This window comes from Pseudarthrobacter sp. CC12, assembly GCF_039907755.1.
In the GTDB taxonomy this organism is placed as follows: domain Bacteria; phylum Actinomycetota; class Actinomycetes; order Actinomycetales; family Micrococcaceae; genus Arthrobacter; species Arthrobacter niigatensis.
On record NZ_JARDJH010000024.1, the window covers coordinates 45,704 to 62,714 of the forward strand.

The following is a 17,011-nucleotide window of genomic DNA, read 5'->3' on the forward strand; positions in this document are numbered from 1 at the left end:
GTTCCCCTTTGCCTTTGTGGGGTGCTTGGTGTCAAGGACAACAAAAGCGTAAAAAGGGGGCTCTCAGAGCTTGTCGATCCAAGTATCGTCTTCGCGATTATCCCAAGCCGAGCCGGTGCTGGTTGGTTTGCGGCTATGCAGTCCTTTGATGCGCTGAAGGATCCGTCGCGCATCGACGGACTTTAGTTCGCGAAGGCTTTCCACTTCACCCATGATGACTGATTCGATCAAGGCCTTACGATCGCTCTGGCTAACCACGCCAGCTTCCTCAAAAGCATCACGAATCTCCTGCATTTGCTCCGGTTTGATCAGAAGCGGAGCAAGAACGTTGGGAGATGGGACAGGCGCGTTTATCTCAAACAGGAAGGAAGGCTCGCCGCACATAGGCATCGATCATACTGCCAGCAAGAGGGAGACCGTCACGCGATCCGACAGGCGTCTAATGGTCGAATGGTGTTGCTGAGTTTGCTTCGGCCCTCCATATTTCCACGATGTCTGGCCTGAGCATCTTCCTAAATCGTTTTTGCTTGCCGGCATTGATCTCAAGTGCGAGTTCACGTAGTTCTACGGCTGCGCTCCCCTTCCAGTTCAACCGCAAGGCGCCAGCAAGTAGGTCATCTGGGGAGAAGTTGTGACCGTCCGCCTTCAGTTTCGTCAGCCCTTCTGTGACGCTGGAACGGTCGGAACTGTGCGACAGCCCCGTGCTGGAATTGATCATGTTTGTGAAGGTTTTTAAGGCTTCCCATATGACCGGATCCGAAACCACTGGAGTCTTAGCCTCGATCACGGGGCCGCCCAAGTGTTTTGGGTTGTAGGCGCTGACCCACGGTTGTGCGCCCACTGATTTCGTTGGTGTGAAGGCGTGCCGGAAATGGGACGGCCCAGTAATTCCCACGGCGGCGATTGCTGACGGTCCTCGGTGATCCTCGATTTGCCACAACGTCTGCGGCAGCGGCCTGTAGGCCAGGACTGGCCCGGCCGGAAGCCGGGCGACTTTGCCCCGGGAGTCCGGGTAGACGGTTGCTCCGCGACGAACCAGCGCCTCAATGAGCGGTTCGTCTTTAAGATCGAACCTACTGCCAATTTGAATGCCAATTGCGCGCAGGTTTCCATCAGATTGGGCATGGCACCACTCAATTGAGCGCTTCAGATCTTCGACCGGATCAGGGTGATCCGGACTATCGGGCAAAGCAGTGTAGGCACGCGGGACCGATGTGCGGTCGTCTTCAAACATCATCTTCTGATGATGCCTGAGGGCCCTGACAATCAACCCGCTGCTCGAGCTCGGCAATGCGGACTCGTCCCCTATACCGCAACCAGAAGTGAGCCCACAGTCCCACTTCCTTGGATTTCGGCCTCTGCCCGTTTGCTCACTCGAATTCCCTTATGTTTGAACGCATGACGAACGCACTCCACCACCTCCAGGTGTTCATCGGATCCTCAACGGAGGGCCTAAAAATCGCCCGGACTCTACAGGCTGAACTCGAAGCAGCCACGGATTGCATTGTTAAGCGGTGGGACACTGATACTTTCGCCCCTGGAAGTATCACCCTGGACGAGTTGATCGCGAGAGCCAACTCTGTCGATTTCGCCATCCTTGTTGCCACGGGTGAGGACACTGTCACCAGCCGAGGCACCCAAAGCGCTGCGGTTAGAGACAACATCATCCTTGAGTTCGGTCTGTTCCTCGGCGCGCTTGGGCGGGAACGTGTCTACCTCCTCAGCGTCGGCGACGCCAAGCTGCCATCGGACCTTCAAGGCCTAACCAGGCTCATCTACCGCGAGCGTCCAGACGACGACATCAGGGCCGGCCTCAATGACGCCGTCCTCAGAGTAGAGAAGGCCATGGCTAAGCTCGGTCCACGAAGGGGCGGAACCCAGCCGAACCTACCAAGGGGAACACACGCTGTCGTGGAAATGGTCGCCAAAGACGCGCTGTCCGCGTTCCAGGGAGAAGCCCCAGCGCAAAGAGGCGTCCCGCAGAACATCCAGCTCCCCGTGACAACCACCCATGATTCAGCTCCAAGCATCCTCGCGGCAAGTCACGGGGAGCAAACCCTTAAGGCGTTGGAGGAAGAGATTAAGTGGCTCTGTAGCAATGCAACGAGCCAAGGGTGGGCCATAGTCAAAAACAACCCAACTACCCTGCGACTCAGTTCACCAAAGGGGAAGAGCTTCACACTGGCCCGGAAACGCCCTGCCGGTACGCGCACTGAACTGAGGAAGTTCGTCACGGAGCTACGAGCCAACGGGCTACGCGTCAACCGTGCACTTCAAGGCTCCGTCGAGGAATCGCCATTCGGCTAGAAGTCTGAGGCTCCCCTCGCGCTTTCTGCCAACTCAATGACACAGTCCCCGCGAGGGGAACAGCGCTCAAACCCGGCCACATACCGAGAGCACCCTACGGGCCGCTGCACCTTGACTTCGTCCCTGAGCTGCAGGGAGCTCTTGCACCACCTGGATGCTCTCCCATACAACTTGTAACTCAGCCTTAGAAGGATACGTGATCCACTGCGCACGCCTGCAAACCAACGTGTCAGTTAAGAAGTGCTGCCACCATTCCCAGTTCCCCACCGCTGACCTTCGACGGGTACAGGGCGGCTGTGGCTCGTCCGGGCTTGGTCACTGTGACTATAAGAAACGCCTAGGCACCTTCCGTAACATTGATGTCCCGCAAGCTATCTCAAATATGGCAGTGCTAGGCGGCTTCGGACGCGACTTCTGGGACGTCGTTCCTGCTAAGAGCCCGAGTGAGTGATGAAACGCTAACGCTAAGCCGCTCAGCCGTTTCCTTCAAAGTCTTTCCTTCATTGCGCAGCTGCCGGGCCGTTTCCAGTTTCCCAGGCGTCATCGACCGCGGGCGGCCACCGAGCCGCCCTCGGGCTTTCGCTGCGGCAAGCCCAGCCTTCGTTCTTTCCGACAGCCGCGATCGTTCGTATTCCGCGAGGGAAGCGAACATGTCAAAGATGAGCTTGCCATGTGCACTGGTCGTGTCCAGCCAGGGTTCAGCCAGGGAACGGAAACCTATCCCCCGCTGGCCCAACACTGTGACGATGTCGGCTAGGTCAGCGGTACTCCGGCCTAGCCTGGTCAGGTCTGCAACCAACAGCACGTTGCCCGGCTGCAGATAATCCAGACAGTCCTTCCACCGCGCCCTTGCTTGGGTTGCACCGGACGCGTACTCCTGAAAGACGCGGACTGCTCCGGCCGCCACCAACCCGTCCACCTGCGAATCGAGCGATTGACCACGAGTACTGACCCTCGCATAACCGACTATGTTGCCGGACACGTCAAAAACCCTCCCCTTACCCTTTTGACCGGTTTTCTTTTCGGCAACCGGTTTTGACTAGCGTAAGAGTGATTTTTCCGCTTTTTTTGGAGGCTTGCCGCCAATAGGTCAGAAACGGTCGTTTTTGCTCGCTGGTAACCAACAGCATTTCATGGCGCTTCCCCTTGCGCCGCAAGGAGGTCGCTATGGTCGCCGGCATCAGCGCTGGACAAGATGCTCGATGACCCGCGTAATGGTGACGAGTCTTGTTGAAGGACATCAACTGAACTACGTGTTTCCCGCCGCTGCACCAGAAGGGCTGATCCGTGCATGGATGGCAAGGCCGGGCCTCCAGTCCAGAGGGGTCTCCCCCGCCCTGTCTACTAGCACTATTCGAAATCCGGCCATCGGGTAATAACGCGACTGTGTTAATTGACTCCGGACGATGGCTGCTGGCCCCGCATGAGGGCTCGATAGACATTGGTCAGGCCAGTGGGCGCAGGGCATGGGTCCTTGCTCGGCTACATGCTAGGCGGACCATTTCAGCATCATCAACAATTGATGCCATAAGCAATGCCATATCTCCTGTAGGACGACACACATAAGGCCTAGTTGGAGCGCGGCTAAGAACTACGGCATCTCTACCCATACGCCAAAACGCACGTAATAAGGCCATACGTCACGTTGCACATTTGCTGAGCAATCGAGCATGAATTCACCAGTTACATCAAGCGATACAACACGCGTGCTATGACACGGTAGAGATAACAGGCGGGACAATAAAAGCCACCACAGTAGACCGGGCAGGGAGCGCAGTAGGGAGACAAATTGAAGTTGCCATAGAACAACCGATTTGATTCATCGTAAGGATGCGGACATTAAGGTGCGCCATGCCTACGACGTGACACCCCGTACATATCCCTGCTCTACGGTCTGTTACTACTCTTACGCGTGTCACTGCCGACGTTCCTGGGGAAGTCCACATAGCGTTGTCAGCAAGAACAACATGCACCCGATCAAATAGGAGAGTCGTCGGCCGATGGCACGATCGCTGGAAATCCCCGTCCACCCGAAACCCCAAACAACACGGGCCCTTGACCGTGTCGTATCTCTAGCGAACGGCAAAGGCGGAGTCGGCAAGACGACAACGGCGGCCAACGTTGGCGGTTACGTGGCGCTGGCCGGCTCGCGTGTGCTGCTGATCGACCTTGACCCGCAGGGCGATCTGGCCCGCGACCTCGGATACGAGCGGCAGACAGGGAGGGAATTCTTTCAGGCCCTGATCGCCGGCACGCCGCCGATGATCCTGCGCGACGTTCGGGAAAACCTTGACGTAATCCCGGGCGGCCAGGACCTTGAAGACATCCAGGGTCTAATGGTGTCCCGCTCCAACCGCTCCGGCGCCGGCGACTTCGGTGACATGCTTTACACCGTTTTGGCCCCGTTGGCGGACGAGTACGACTTGATCCTGATCGATACCCCACCGGGGGAGCGGATCCTTGTAGAGGGTGCCTTCGCAATCTCAAGCGCAGTCGTCATTCCTACCCGGTCTGATGATGCGAGCATCGACGGTGTCGAACGTATTGCACGCCGCTTCATGGCCGTACGTGACCGCAACCCGTCCCTGCAGTTAGCAGGCATCGTCTTGTTCGGTGTAGGTCCGCGCTCTATGCGTCTCGAACGCAGCGTCCGAGACACCTTGGAGGAAATGCTCGGCACCGTCGCCCCGGTCTTCGCGACTCGCATCAGGAACCTCGAGAGCGCAAGCGCCGACGCCCGCCGAAAGGGCCTGCTCTTCCACGAACTTGAAGGTGCCGTTACCGACGCTCAGAAGAACCGCTTGAAGGCGCTCCGGGCGGGGGAGAAGCCGACAGACGGCTTCTTCTCCCGAAACGCCGGGGGACTCGCTGAGGAGTACGAGCAGCTTACCGGCGAAATACTCGCCCGACTAAACGAGATCGAAAGCGAGAACGAAGCATGAGCGGCCGACAGAGCCTTGCGGGGGCGTTCGCACCTGTAGCGCCTCCCCGCGGTGCAGCACTCCAAGGGTTGCTGGCTCCAAAGCGGGGGAGGGGCACTCCTGCACCGGAACCCAAAACCGGAGAACCCGTGGAGACCACGGTCGCTGAATTTGTCCAGGTGCAACCAGCAGCGGCACCCGAACCCGCACCGGCACCTATTGAGCAACCGCAAGCGGATAATCGGCCAGCTGAGGAGGCGCCCCAGGAGGAGCGCGCGCCTAAAGTCATCAAGGCCCCAAAGGCCAACACGCGGCATCAAGATAGTGCCAAAAAGGCAGCTAACGCAACCAAAGCCTCCGAACTGGTTCCCGGGGCGCTACGCAATGTCGGGGTTTACCTGCCGCCGGCGCTCCTGGCCCAAGTCAAGGATGCCGTCTACCAAAAACGGACCACATACGCGGACCTATTAATTGATGCCTTCGAAGCCGTCGACGACAATCAGATAACCAAGGAGTTCACTCCCGAAACCACGCTGACCACCTCGGGCATGCCCCGCCGTGCACCGCGAAAACGGGGCGAAGCGGGCATTCAGATCCAGCTGCGCCTCGACGGGCATCAGGTCGATTGGCTGGATGAGAAGGTCGCCGAGTTCGACGCACCGTCACGCAGCGCGCTCGTCTCCACCGTCCTCAAGCTTCATATTCACGCGGGGCCGACTGCAGCACAGTGATCCAGCAGCTCCTGGAAGACAACCGTGGCTTGTCTTCCAATAGTGCTTATGGCACGACCAATGGCGTGAAAACGTGGGTGTGAAAGTTACACCGGGGGAGTGGACGCCCCGGCCGGCCCATCGACACGAGTCAATTGGCAATCCGGAGGAGGTCACAAAAACGACACGCCTTGGCCCTGGCCCTCATCCTGTTCTGATGAAGGCCATATCCGACAGTGACCACTCATCGGGCGGGCCCTCGAAGGTATCCCAAGGGTAGTCGTCGTCGGGGGAGAGGAGCTCGACGACGGTGTTAATGTTCTTGGCGAGCCATTCCCGCCAAATGATGCGATCGTTGCGGTAACGCTGGATCTGGCTGGCAACCGCCTCCAAGACTCCGAAGTGCTCGGCAAGTTGCTTCAGTGACGTAGCCGCCACGGTGAACCAGGCACGGGCGGCACCACGGGTGATGAGGTTCCATGCCGCCAGCACTTCCAAGGCCTCGTTTACTGCGGACCGCGAAAGTCCAGTAACACGCACGACTTCAGATGTCGGCATGGCGGGGGAGTGTTCCAGGGCTTCGTAAACGAACGCTGCCGGCAGACCCAGTTCCCGGAACACCGGGCGGAGAGCGTGGACCTTCCCCTTCTGCCAGGACGCGTCTTCCGCTGCAGACTTCAACTCTTCGGGGACGGTCAGCATGTACAGATCACCCTTCGTCCCACGCCCCTCCTCGACGAGAGTGACCAAAGGGTCCTTCTCGGCACGGAGCTTCCGAAGGTGCATGGCCACGGTGGTGTGGTCCAGACCCGTGGCCACGGCAATGGAACGAACACCGAATTCAACAAACCTGGATCCCGTCATGTGGGCTGCCTCCCCCAACGACCTGAGAACCATCCGACGCGCCATTCCTGTCCTGGATTTGTGGTAGTTCACCTCCCTGATCCGTAGTGCATTGCGCCAGGTCCGAATAAACCGATGCTCTGCATCGGGATTCGAAATTGGATTTGTGCCTTGTAATGCTGGGGGCTGTGTAGTTGGCTGGCTTGTGGGGGATCTGCGGACATTGTTAGTTCTATCGCCGCTGGCCTTGTTTTTGCTGAGGTATTGGACGCCGTTATGCCAGTCCCGGCGCAGTGCAGGAAGCCTGTGCTTGGCGGCGTACCGTGCGTAGAAGGAGGCCAGCCCGGGCCAGGTTCCCTGGAGCATGCGGCGTTCAACGTCCACGAGCTGCAGGCCAGCTGCCGCGGCGGAGACGATAACCGCCTGGCGGGCATCAGAGTCCGACGAATATCGGTTGGTGTCGTACAGCCCCGTCTGGGCCAGCACCTGCATAGAGCGGGACATGCGTCCGACGGGCTGGTCGATGACGGGTGCTTCGAGGGTGTCCGGGGTGAAGGACTCTTCCTGGCGGAGGGCGCGGACAGCTTTGATCTCAGAGGCTAGATCTTTGGTCATTGCGGCCCAAGTTTTGGCAGTGTTGGGCCGGCGGGCAACGTCGTAAGCCATGGACAGGCTCATCGCCAGCTCCTGGTGGCCTCCGCGCTTATGCGGTGAACCGGGGGTTCGCATGCAGCCGTGAAGCAGGTTCTGGTGCGGGGTCTTGTCCAGGGTCCGGTACCGGGTGCCCAGCGCCTCGACAAGATCACGCGCTTCGGAGAAGGTGACCCGCTGCGCTAGCGGGATGTAGACGTGACGGCCTCCGTTGGGGGAGAAGTCCTCAATCCAGCGGCCTCCCACCGAGTGCAGCCAGCTCTGCACGGCACGAACGTCAGCCTGGACCCAGTCGACCCCCGCTACCGAGGAGTCGAAGTCAAGGAAGATCGCGGCGCATGTTCCGTCTTTGCCGAAGATGCGGACTGCGGCCGGAAATGAGGGAAGGGCCTCGGTGAGGTTCCGTTCATATTTCTGTGGGTACGTTTTGCCTGCATCACGAGAAAGGCGCATTCTGGGCTGGCCTGCTAGCAATGGAGCTAGAGCTGCCCACACGGTTGTTGGGTCGTCTGACTGCGTGGACACGCCAATGGCGGGGCGTGATGGCAGCACGGAGACGTGCTGATGTACGATGAGGGTAATCCTTTCGGGGATTGAGGTACGAAAAAGGGCCGATCCTGCCAGATCGGTTTCATAGCAACACAAAGGATGGCCTGTATAGGCTCTCCACGACTTACAATCTGATCCGCCGGCAAGCAATCCAGAAGGTAAGTCTCAAGCTTCGAAGGCCCGCCTAGTGCGGGCCTTCTTTTGTTATGAGGCCATGCGGATGGGCAGCTCCTGCTGGTAGTCGTCCTGATCGAGGGCGGCCAGATCCTCTTTCAGTTGCGGCTCGACAACGGACAGAAGATATTCAGTGACAGTCAGGCCCTTATGAGCCGCCACTTTGGCGATACCGTCAGCGGTGGGTTCCGGTGAGCGAAAACCAATGAACTTGCGCAGGCCTTTGCTGGGGCGCCCGCCGCCTCGATTTACTGCTACTGCCGTCATTTGCTGTGTCCTTTGATTTTGTAACCGCCTGAACGGATACAGCTTCATCGTTGTGTTGCTGCCACTGGGTAGTTGATTGTCCCTGCGACTGCTCCGAAACTATCACCGGGCACCTGAACTGCTCGGGATTTGTTTTCAGAAAACGAACGCGTGTCGCGTTTGTGACTTGGCCCTCCCGTCTACATCATTGCAAGCATCAGCCCCGGCGCATGAGCAAGAGTAGGCAGCCCGAATCCGGTGGCCCTCGCCCCCACAAAGAACAGCACCCTTCATATACGTGCGCCCTTCGCCTCCTTCCTGGCGATGAGTACCTACAACCCCGATCCAAGTGGCTGGTAGCGATCGACCTGGGGCCCATGTGACAAGCAGAGTCCCGGGGCTCCTTGATATGGTGTGGCCCTGTTTGACCCTCGGGTCGGGCGCTGAACCTATATTACACATCACTGAAATTATTTCAGTAGCAAGTTCACTGGGGTGGGAACTGATGGGAAACCAATTGCTAGAGCCGACTAAGCTGTCCCTGCGGACGATCCAGTCCTTGCAACTGCCGGCTTCTCCCACCCTTCCGCACCTGATCACCGCAGTAGAGCGGGCCTACGGCAAACCCTTGGAGTTCGACGAAGTAACGGAGGATGTCCTGGCGGATGGGGTGACCGGGCGGTGGGTCGACATGCCGAACCAGGGTCTCATTCAGTACCGTCGCGGTCACGCATTCTGGTGCCGGCACGTCATTCTGCATGAGTTCGGCCACATTCTTTTGGGGCACAAAGGTGAGCCAGCTGACGGCCTTCAGTCTGCGGGCTTCTTCTCAGGAGTCGGTAAGCGGCGCGGGATCAGTTGGATGTGCCGGCCGGCGGCCATTCCCTTGGAAGAGGCCGAGCAGGCGGCGGAAAATCTCGCCTATGCCCTGGCTCAACGGCTGGTGGCAGGGCCGGACGCCTGCGTCTCTGACGCAGAACGGATTTTTGGACTGTGATTCAGGCTGCATTCTGGCTGTTGGCCGTTGTTTTCGTGGCGCGGCTGTATCTGGTGGCCCGTCACAATGCATCGACGGCGTTCCTGGGGGCAACCGGCGTCGGCGTCGTGGGCCTCTTCTGTACAGGCCAAATCGTCCCTGAAAGCACCCTTGACGATCTAATCGGAGGAACGAACTGGCTCCACTTGGTGAGGAACCTCCTTGTTACCGCGGCAGTGTGGCTGGTTCGGGAAGGCGTGTTCAGCGCGCTGTCCACCGAACTCACGACCAGGCGCCGTACGACCCACCGACCTCTGTTCCTCGCCGCGCTCCTCCTGGCCATAGTCATGCCCTTCACCCTGCAGTCCTTCGTCCCGACTACGGATGCCTTCATCCCTGAAACCGTTCACCAACCGGCGGTTTACATTTATGCAACGGTCTATATGGCAATTCTTGGGGGCCTGGGCCTCTCGGTCCTACGACTGAGCATTAGCCCGCGTGAAAGCCGCACGGTGCGCGCTAGCGCCACGGTCGTCGGGATCGGAATGGGCATCATGGTTCTCGGCTGCATCGATGAGATCATCTATATGAGCGTCCGCTTTACCGGCCTCCAGGGATTCTTGGCCGATGTGACGTACCTGCTGTTTACACCCCTCTTCTACAGCGGCATTCTGCTCACATCACTCGGACTCGGCATACCACCAACCGTGCGGCTCTGGCGCAGGCTGGCCCTCGTCGATCGCTTCTGGATTCTCGTGCTGCACCGCAAGTTTCCTGCGGTAAGAAGTATCGGGAAGGCTCCGGAGGCGCGTTTCTCATTTGCCGCCGACGTACTCGGGCCTCGCCCGTCCGAGCGGCTGTACACGCTGGTCATTGCCCTCGGTGATCTTCGCGCCGCGGGCCGGCAAGCAGCGTATTCCAAGCCAGCTGAGAGGGCGCTTGTCCTGGCTCAACGGCGGCTGACCAACACATCCGAGCCCCTTGGGCTGGAGCTTAGGAAAAGGGCGGAAATCTAGGTGGCTTCAGACACCCAATTCGCAGTGGTTACCCCTTCGATGATTCAACGCGTGGCGCGCATTTCAACGGAAGTGGCACAGCCGCCTCTCGTTCTCTCGCTGCTGCTCGTCCTTGCTGCACTGCGTGACGGGGGAGGCGTCACAGCTGTGCTGCCGGGTCTCGTGGCCGCTGTCACGATCTGCTTGGCGCCCTTGCTGGTGGTAGTGATTCTCGCCCGCCGCGGGAAACTCACGGATCACCACGTGGGAAACAAGAAGCAGCGCCGCCCGGTGATGCTCTCGACGCTGGCATCGGCTCTTTTGGGCTGCGGAGTACTCACGTTGATCAACACCCCTGTGACTGTGTGGGCATTGATTGCCGGCATTCTCGGCGGAATCCTGGCACTCATCATTGTCAGCCCTTTCTGGAAAGTGTCTGGGCATGCCATGACGCTTGGGGGAGCGACGATTTCTTCGGCTATGCTCTTCGGAGTCTGGTCGATCCCATTCGTGCTCGCAGCGCCTTTGGTGTGCTGGTCAAGGGTGTACCTGAAGGATCACACGCTCTCGCAGGTTCTGGCCGGCTTCGTAACGGGGCTTGTCGTATTTGGATCGGCCTGCGTGCTAATTCTGAACTGACATAGTATTTTTTCTGAACGTTCAGGGTCCCCAGTTTTGGAACAGCAGACCGGTTACTACGAACGGCCTAGATGCAGCTCCGAGAGCAGGAAAAATGACTGAGGGCACGAACCCCGTTGACAGCAGGACGGACCGGGAGGTCTTGGCGTCCAAGCTGCAACTCCTTCTCGATATAGTTCACGCCAAAGACGCTGCCAGCTTCACTTACGAAGAGATCCGCGCCGGTCTGGCCGAACAGGGATTCAACCTGACAAAGACCCGGTGGCATCGGCTCCTGGCCGGCTCTCCGGACAACCGGTGGGACCCGGAGCTGCTGAAAGCTCTCGCGTACTTCTTCGACGTGGACCCCGACTACCTGCTGCAGCGCAGCGGCCCTGTTCCCGAGCGGGTGGAGGCCGAACTTCGACTTATTGAGGCGTTGCGGATCTCAGAGGTCGAGCATTTTGCTGCACGCGTCCTCGGAGAAGTGAACATCGAAGCTGTCCGCGCAGTAACCGAGGCGCTTAGAAACCTCCCAACCAGGTCCCGGCATGAAGGCACACCGCCAGACTGAAATAAATTCACTACTGAAAAAATTTCAGTAGAATGGGTGCATGCACCGCTACCTGCAGGCCACCGGATGCCGTTCTTCGGACCGTCCCGACCATTACCGGACCGCCGCCGGCGGTTGTGGAGCTGGTGGCGCAGGGCGTCTAGTCGCCTTCGGGAACGACGCCCAAAGCTTCGCCAAGAAGCTTGTAGCGCCTCAGAACTTCTTCCCGCGCCAGCAGATACTGCACCCTCATCCCGTTGCGCTCCTCCGTTGCCGGCGGATCCTGGATGGTAATCCCCTCGTCGGTGAGCAACTGCAGATTGTGCTTCGCCGTCGCCACTCCGATATTGAGGCCTGCCGCGACCTCTCCCCTCGTGGCAGGCCCGTTCTGCGTCAGGAATCCAATAATGGCCACTCGCGTCAGGTTCCCGAACGCGTTAATGACCGGCTCCAAATGAGCCGTGGTCTTCGGGTGGGCATACCTGGGCATACCTGCAATCTTGCCGTACCCGCCCGCGCACTCGCATAGCAACACTATAGCGGGTAATTAAACTAACCGCTATGCTCGAGGTGGAAGTAAGTCGCCTTCAGATGGAGGCAAATTCAAATTGGGGGGAAAGTGGAATGGCCACGTCGCGGTTCAACGCCGTCTGCACCCCCAGCCGTCAGGCCGGGGGTTTGTCGTGATGCAGCGGAAGTCACTTGGTCTCGTGGCTCTGATCGTCGTCCCCGGCCTCTTGATGGGCGTGGTCTTTTCCATCCTGTTACTCCTTGCCCCCGCAAAGCCCGCTGCCGCCGACTGCGGACCCACCGTCTCAGTGGCCATCAACGGCGATACAAAAATTGATGGCTACTCCCAGGAACAGTTGAAGAACGCGGCGTCGATTCTGGGTGCCGGGAAAACGCTGAATCTGCCCGTGAAGGGCCAGATGATCAGCGTCATGGTCGCACTGGGGGAGTCGGGGCTGCTTGTTCTGGACCGCGGCGACGCCGCCGGGCCAGATTCCCGGGGGTTGTTTCAGCAGCGCGGCAACGGTGCGTGGGGTTCGTACTCGGACCGAATGGACCCGACCATTAGCGCGACGAATTTTATCAAGGCGCTGCAGAAAGTGGACGGCTGGGAGCTGTTGGAGCCGACCATTGCCGGCAATAAGGTCCAGCGAAACGCTGACCCGTACCACTACCAGCGGTACTGGCCCGAGGCCGTGAAGCTCGTCCAGGCACTCTCCGCCGGCAAGTTCTCGCTGGAAGGCAGCGGCTGCGCGATCCCTGGGCAGTCCGGCGCCGGAGATGACTACCCGTGGAAAAACTCGCCCACTTGGATGCAGGCCGGAGAGGCGGCGGCTTCACCGCTGGGCATGTTCCATCGCGAATGCGTGGACTTTGCCCTGTGGCGGGTGAACCAGCAAATGGGATCCACCAGTGCCCCGTTCAAGTTCCTCAACGGCACCTTCCGCCCGGACGGTCAGAAGCTGGGTTCTGCGTTGACTTGGAAGGCCGACTGGGATGCCAAGGGCTGGGCCACTGGCAGGACGCCACGGGTCGGTTCGGTCGTTTGGTACGCCCCCGGCGCCGGGGGAGCGGACCCGACCTACGGACACGTCGCCGTCGTCAAGGAAGTCAAGGACAACGGGACCTACGTCGAAGAGGGCTACAACGGCAATCCGCCACCGGATGACCACAACTACTACACCCGGACGGTCAGCAACACGGTCCCGTCAGCCTTCCTGTACCTGCCCATCCAAGAGGAGAAGAAGTGAAAAAATCCCTGCGACTGACCGCGGTGGTCCTGCTGTGCACAGCATGTGCACCGGCAGCGAAGACCACACCGGTCCCGGCGACCAGCACGGTCGCAGCCTCAGCACCGGTCTCTCTGAGTGCGGGCAGCGGCCCGCAGGCCCCCGGGGGCACCGTGCCGGCCAGTATCGGCATCGGCTGGGATCAGGCCAGCAAGGATGCCGCGGTAGACGCCGCCCAGAAGGCGATGGCGGATTTCGCCCGCCCGGGCGTGGAGGACAAGCAGTGGGCCAACGACCTCGCCCGCTGGCTCACGCCGCAGGCCACCGCTGACTACTCCGCCGTTGACCCCGCCAATGTCCCCGCCACCCGCGTCACCGGCCCTGCGACGCTGACGGTCGATGAGGCCAACGGCTACGGCGTCATGGCATCCGTGCCGACCGATGCCGGGACCTACACCGTGCAGCTGCTCCGCACCGGCCCGGAAGCCCCGTGGAAGGTCAACCGACTCACCCCGCCCAATCCGTAAGCGCCCGCACCTCACTAACCCCGTCAACGTAAGGAATCAGGTTCATGAGCACCACTTCAACGGAGGTCCTGGCCTTCCCGAAGATCAAGGCCATCATCAGTGACAACGGCACCGCCGAGGTCGTCGTGGCAGGAAACTCCCGCGTCGTCCCGGCAGGGGAGACCCTACAGGACCTGCGCGACAACGCCCTGGCCCTTGTCGTGGCCGAAGCCAAGACGCTGCAGCGCCTCGTCCGGGTCCGCATCGAGGATCCCGAGGGCCACGGCGAACTGATCGTCCACCCGGACGGCAACGTCGAGTCCGTCTCCTACGAGCCCCGGCCCGCCCGCCGCAGAACTGCCGCACCCTCCAGCACGCACGCTGCGGCCATCGGCGACGTTATCGACGCTACTCCAGCGGCAACGCCTGCGGTGAAGCCCGCAGCTGCCCAGCCGACGGTGGAACGCCAGCCCTGGCCGCCCCTTCCAACGGATACTGCGTTGGCCGAGGACGAGGCTCCGGCCGACGATGAGGCACCGCAGCGGGCTGTTGCAGCCGATGCGCCGGTGACCCGACGCAGTTTGAAGGAGACCTCCTTCCTGGTCAGCGCCCCGATGCTGGAGCCGGCCACGCAGGGCTGGCGGGGTGCGCTCACGCGACTGGGCTTCCGAATGGACCCCTCAGCGGAGGAACTGTCCGAGCGCGAAGACATCCGCACCGTCAGCCAGCACTGGCCCGGACCGCGGACCATCGCCGTGGTCAACCGCAAGGGCGGGGCCAACAAGACCCCCACGGTCGTGATGCTCTCGGCAATCCTTGCCCGCTACAGCGGTGCAGCAACGGTGGCCTGGGACAACAACGAATCCCAAGGCACGCTGGGATGGCGGACCGAGAAAGGGGCCCACGACCGCAGCGTCCTGGACCTGATCGATTCCTCCACCGAGCTGCTGTCCCCGTCCACGAACGCGGCCGAGATCGCCAAGTTCGTCCACCACCAGACCGCCGACAAGTTCGACGTGCTGCGCTCGGACGAAAACGAAGAAGGCGACCACGAAGTCACCGCCGAGGAAGTGGACATCGCCCACCAGGTCCTCACCCGCTACTACCGACTGGTCATCATGGACTCCGGCAACACCGCTAGGGCCGCAAACTGGCGGCGGATGATCGACCACACCAACCAGCTCGTCGTCCCCGTCACCGCCATCGAGGACCGCGCAGAAGCCGCCAGGCTGACCCTGCAGACCCTCGAATCCCGCGGCGGACACGACGCCGAGCTGGCACGCAACGCCGTCGTGATCGTCTCAGAGTCCACCGACGCCAAGCGCAGCATGACCGGCGATGCCCTCAAGCGCGCCAAAGACGAGGCACAGCGGATCGCTGACGGCTTCGAGCTGTTCGTGCGCGCCGTCGTCCGCATCCCATACGACCCCGCCCTGGTCAACGGACCCATCCGCTACGAAGCCCTCCAGCCCGCGACCCAGCGGGCATGGCTCGCCGCGGCCGCTGCCGTGGCCAAAGGCTTCTAAAACATCCCTACGGAACTTGAGAGTTGAGAGGAGGACCAAATGCAACAGACCCTGAACCCCTGGGTTACCCGCCCCACCGCTGATGAACCGGCTGAGGAAAACCGGGCTGTGGCTCCCCCACCGGCCGCAATCATCAGCACACCGCTTCGGGGCATAGTCGAGCCAGACGCGGCAGACAGGCTGGCGTCCCGCAGCATGGCCGGCACAGCCCGACTCTGGGTTGTTGGTACCCATGGGGGAGCCGGTGAAAGTCGGATCGCTGACCTCATCGAATCGGCCCGGTCCACGGATCATTTCTGGCCTGTCCTCCCCAGTGGCGCCAAGCCGCGGGTGATGCTGGTCTGCCGCGCTGACATGCGCGGCCTGACAACTGCCAGGAACGCGCTCACCCAGTGGGTGTCAGGCGCGGCCCCGCAGATCGACCTCCTCGGCCTCGCCGTCCTTGCAGACGCCCCGGGAAAAACACCCAAAGCACTCCGGGACTTCGCCGCCCTTGTAGGCGGGGGAGCCCCACGGTTCTGGTCCTTGCCCTGGGTGGACGCCTGGCGGCACACGGACGCCACAGCGCTGCCAGTCGCCCGCGAATACCAGCGCTTCATTACCGACGTGACCGCCCTGGCCACGCCAACCAACCACTGAAAGGTCTCACCATGAACACGTTCACTGCAGTCACCACCAGCGTTATCCCTAACCCCACCCCCGTTGTCCCTGCGCAGGCGGGCGGTCTGCTGACCATCCTGAACTGGGCCTCCGGCATCGGCCTGGTCCTGGGCGTCCTGGGCGTCATCATCGTCGGCATCGGCATGGTCATTCAGCTCCAGCGCGGGGAAGGCGCGCAGGCGATCGGCAAGCTCGGCTGGGTCCTCATGGGCTGCATCATCATCACCGGCGCCGCGGGCATCGTCCGCGCCTTCGTCTAAGCCAGCACCGTCAACGGGAGGTTCTGCATGAGCCAGTCAACAGAGAGCACCACCGAAGGCAATTTGTTCACCAGGCCCGGGTTCATCGTCGCGGCCGCGCTGGTGGTCGCGCTGGTCGCGGCAGGGATCGTCATCTTCCTTCTCCCCAAGGGGCAGAGCGATGCCGGCCCCCTACCTGATGCAGCGGAATCCGCTTCAGCTGCATCAAGTGTCAGTCCCGCACGTGCAGACAAAAGCATCTGTGGGCTGCCTTCTTCTTCTGACACAGCCCTAGGAAAGGCTCCCCAATCCAAGTGGGAACTGGTCGGCCGCATGGCTGCACCGACTGAGCCCACGACTTCCGGCCCAGGTTTGACCGACGCCAGCGGCTTCCGCTCCTGCTTTGCACACTCACCGACTGGAGCACTCTATTCCGCGGCGAACGCCGTCGCTCTCGGTTCCTCCGCTCAGGACGAGGTCAAGCTCGCGGAGCGGCTACTGGTACCGGGCCCTGGCAGAGATGCGGCCATCACGGCCGCGACATCACGAAGTTCATCGACTGAATCCAGTCAAAGCGCACAAATCAGGGGTTTCATCATGAAGTCCTACAGCCCCACTGAGGCCGATGTTGATTTGGCCTTTCAGCTCCAAAACGGGGCCTTGGCGCACAGCGTCCTCTCGCTGCGGTGGGTGGACGGGGACTGGAAGGTTGAAGCCTCAGATGATGGCCAGATATTCACCGGCACCGCCCAGCTCACTGATCTGAGCGGCTTCATTGCCTGGTCTGGGGTGTAAGCG

19 protein-coding genes are annotated in these 17,011 nt (G+C 60.9%); 13 read left to right on the forward strand and 6 right to left on the reverse strand.

The genetic code is table 11. The features are described from left to right. Positions 1-63: 63 nt before the first annotated feature. Both PV772_RS15805 and PV772_RS15810 read right to left on the reverse strand, forming a co-directional pair. Entirely contained in the window at positions 64-384 is a 321-nt protein-coding gene (locus PV772_RS15805) for a hypothetical protein (RefSeq protein ID WP_347886749.1), read from the reverse strand. 55 nt (positions 385-439) lie between these two features. After that, positions 440-1,237, reverse strand: a complete 798-nt coding sequence (locus PV772_RS15810; RefSeq protein ID WP_347886750.1) for a hypothetical protein — start codon at positions 1,235-1,237, stop codon at positions 440-442. Positions 1,238-1,398: 161 nt separating this feature from the next. On the opposite strand from PV772_RS15810, the gene PV772_RS15815 reads away from it, so the two are divergent. Further along, positions 1,399-2,307 (forward strand): nucleotide-binding protein, encoded by a 909-nt coding sequence (locus PV772_RS15815; RefSeq protein WP_347886751.1) that lies wholly within the window; start codon positions 1,399-1,401, stop codon positions 2,305-2,307. Between the two features lie 391 nt (positions 2,308-2,698). On the opposite strand, the gene PV772_RS15820 is transcribed toward PV772_RS15815, so the two are convergent. Then, positions 2,699-3,289 carry a recombinase family protein gene (locus PV772_RS15820; RefSeq protein ID WP_347886752.1) on the reverse strand — a complete coding sequence of 197 codons (591 nt, stop codon included), beginning with the start codon at positions 3,287-3,289 and terminating at the stop codon, positions 2,699-2,701. Positions 3,290-4,307: 1,018 nt separating this feature from the next. Here PV772_RS15820 and PV772_RS15825 point away from each other — a divergent pair. Both PV772_RS15825 and PV772_RS15830 read left to right on the forward strand, forming a co-directional pair. After that, complete coding sequence (locus tag PV772_RS15825; RefSeq protein WP_347886753.1) at positions 4,308-5,249, forward strand: ParA family protein; 942 nt, start codon at positions 4,308-4,310, stop codon at positions 5,247-5,249. Between the two features lie 128 nt (positions 5,250-5,377). After that, positions 5,378-5,959, forward strand: coding sequence for a hypothetical protein (locus tag PV772_RS15830; protein WP_347886754.1), 582 nt, complete (start codon positions 5,378-5,380; stop codon positions 5,957-5,959). Positions 5,960-6,142: 183 nt separating this feature from the next. Here the strand turns inward: PV772_RS15830 and PV772_RS15835 are convergent, their stop codons facing one another. Both PV772_RS15835 and PV772_RS15840 read right to left on the reverse strand, forming a co-directional pair. Continuing rightward, positions 6,143-7,885 carry a MarR family transcriptional regulator gene (locus PV772_RS15835; RefSeq protein ID WP_347886755.1) on the reverse strand — a complete coding sequence of 581 codons (1,743 nt, stop codon included), beginning with the start codon at positions 7,883-7,885 and terminating at the stop codon, positions 6,143-6,145. A 300-nt stretch (positions 7,886-8,185) separates the two neighbouring features. Continuing rightward, a complete protein-coding gene (locus PV772_RS15840; RefSeq protein WP_347886756.1) occupies positions 8,186-8,422 on the reverse strand; it encodes a hypothetical protein in 237 nt (78 codons plus the stop codon). 484 nt (positions 8,423-8,906) lie between these two features. Between PV772_RS15840 and PV772_RS15845 the strand changes: the two genes are divergently transcribed. From PV772_RS15845 to PV772_RS15860, 4 genes are all read left to right on the forward strand, one after another. Further along, positions 8,907-9,398 (forward strand): hypothetical protein, encoded by a 492-nt coding sequence (locus tag PV772_RS15845; protein WP_347886757.1) that lies wholly within the window; start codon positions 8,907-8,909, stop codon positions 9,396-9,398. Then, positions 9,395-10,393: a hypothetical protein gene (locus tag PV772_RS15850; protein WP_347886758.1), complete on the forward strand. Its 999-nt coding sequence runs from the start codon at positions 9,395-9,397 to the stop codon at positions 10,391-10,393. Before PV772_RS15845 ends, PV772_RS15850 begins: the two co-directional genes overlap by 4 nt. Continuing rightward, positions 10,394-11,011, forward strand: a complete 618-nt coding sequence (locus PV772_RS15855) for a hypothetical protein (RefSeq protein ID WP_347886759.1) — start codon at positions 10,394-10,396, stop codon at positions 11,009-11,011. Positions 11,012-11,105: 94 nt separating this feature from the next. Beyond that, a complete protein-coding gene (locus tag PV772_RS15860) occupies positions 11,106-11,564 on the forward strand; it encodes a hypothetical protein (protein ID WP_347886760.1) in 459 nt (152 codons plus the stop codon). Between the two features lie 139 nt (positions 11,565-11,703). Here PV772_RS15860 and PV772_RS15865 read toward each other — a convergent pair whose 3' ends face one another. Further along, complete coding sequence (locus PV772_RS15865; protein WP_347886761.1) at positions 11,704-12,033, reverse strand: winged helix-turn-helix domain-containing protein; 330 nt, start codon at positions 12,031-12,033, stop codon at positions 11,704-11,706. A gap of 196 nt (positions 12,034-12,229) precedes the next feature. Here PV772_RS15865 and PV772_RS15870 point away from each other — a divergent pair, with 196 nt between their 5' ends. Genes PV772_RS15870 through PV772_RS15895 form a run of 6 tightly spaced genes read left to right on the forward strand, consistent with a single transcriptional unit; the run spans position 12,230 to position 17,008 of the window. Then, positions 12,230-13,303: a CHAP domain-containing protein gene (locus tag PV772_RS15870; protein ID WP_347886762.1), complete on the forward strand. Its 1,074-nt coding sequence runs from the start codon at positions 12,230-12,232 to the stop codon at positions 13,301-13,303. Beyond that, complete coding sequence (locus PV772_RS15875) at positions 13,300-13,809, forward strand: hypothetical protein (RefSeq protein ID WP_347886763.1); 510 nt, start codon at positions 13,300-13,302, stop codon at positions 13,807-13,809. The genes PV772_RS15870 and PV772_RS15875 overlap by 4 nt, the downstream gene beginning before the upstream one ends. 44 nt (positions 13,810-13,853) lie before the next feature. Further along, positions 13,854-15,314, forward strand: a complete 1,461-nt coding sequence (locus PV772_RS15880; protein ID WP_347886764.1) for a chromosome partitioning protein ParA — start codon at positions 13,854-13,856, stop codon at positions 15,312-15,314. Between the two features lie 39 nt (positions 15,315-15,353). Then, positions 15,354-15,953, forward strand: coding sequence for a DUF6668 family protein (locus tag PV772_RS15885; protein ID WP_347886765.1), 600 nt, complete (start codon positions 15,354-15,356; stop codon positions 15,951-15,953). 11 nt (positions 15,954-15,964) lie between these two features. Beyond that, complete coding sequence (locus PV772_RS15890; protein ID WP_306969972.1) at positions 15,965-16,234, forward strand: hypothetical protein; 270 nt, start codon at positions 15,965-15,967, stop codon at positions 16,232-16,234. Positions 16,235-16,261: 27 nt separating this feature from the next. Then, a complete protein-coding gene (locus PV772_RS15895) occupies positions 16,262-17,008 on the forward strand; it encodes a hypothetical protein (RefSeq protein ID WP_347886766.1) in 747 nt (248 codons plus the stop codon). Positions 17,009-17,011 lie beyond the last annotated feature (3 nt).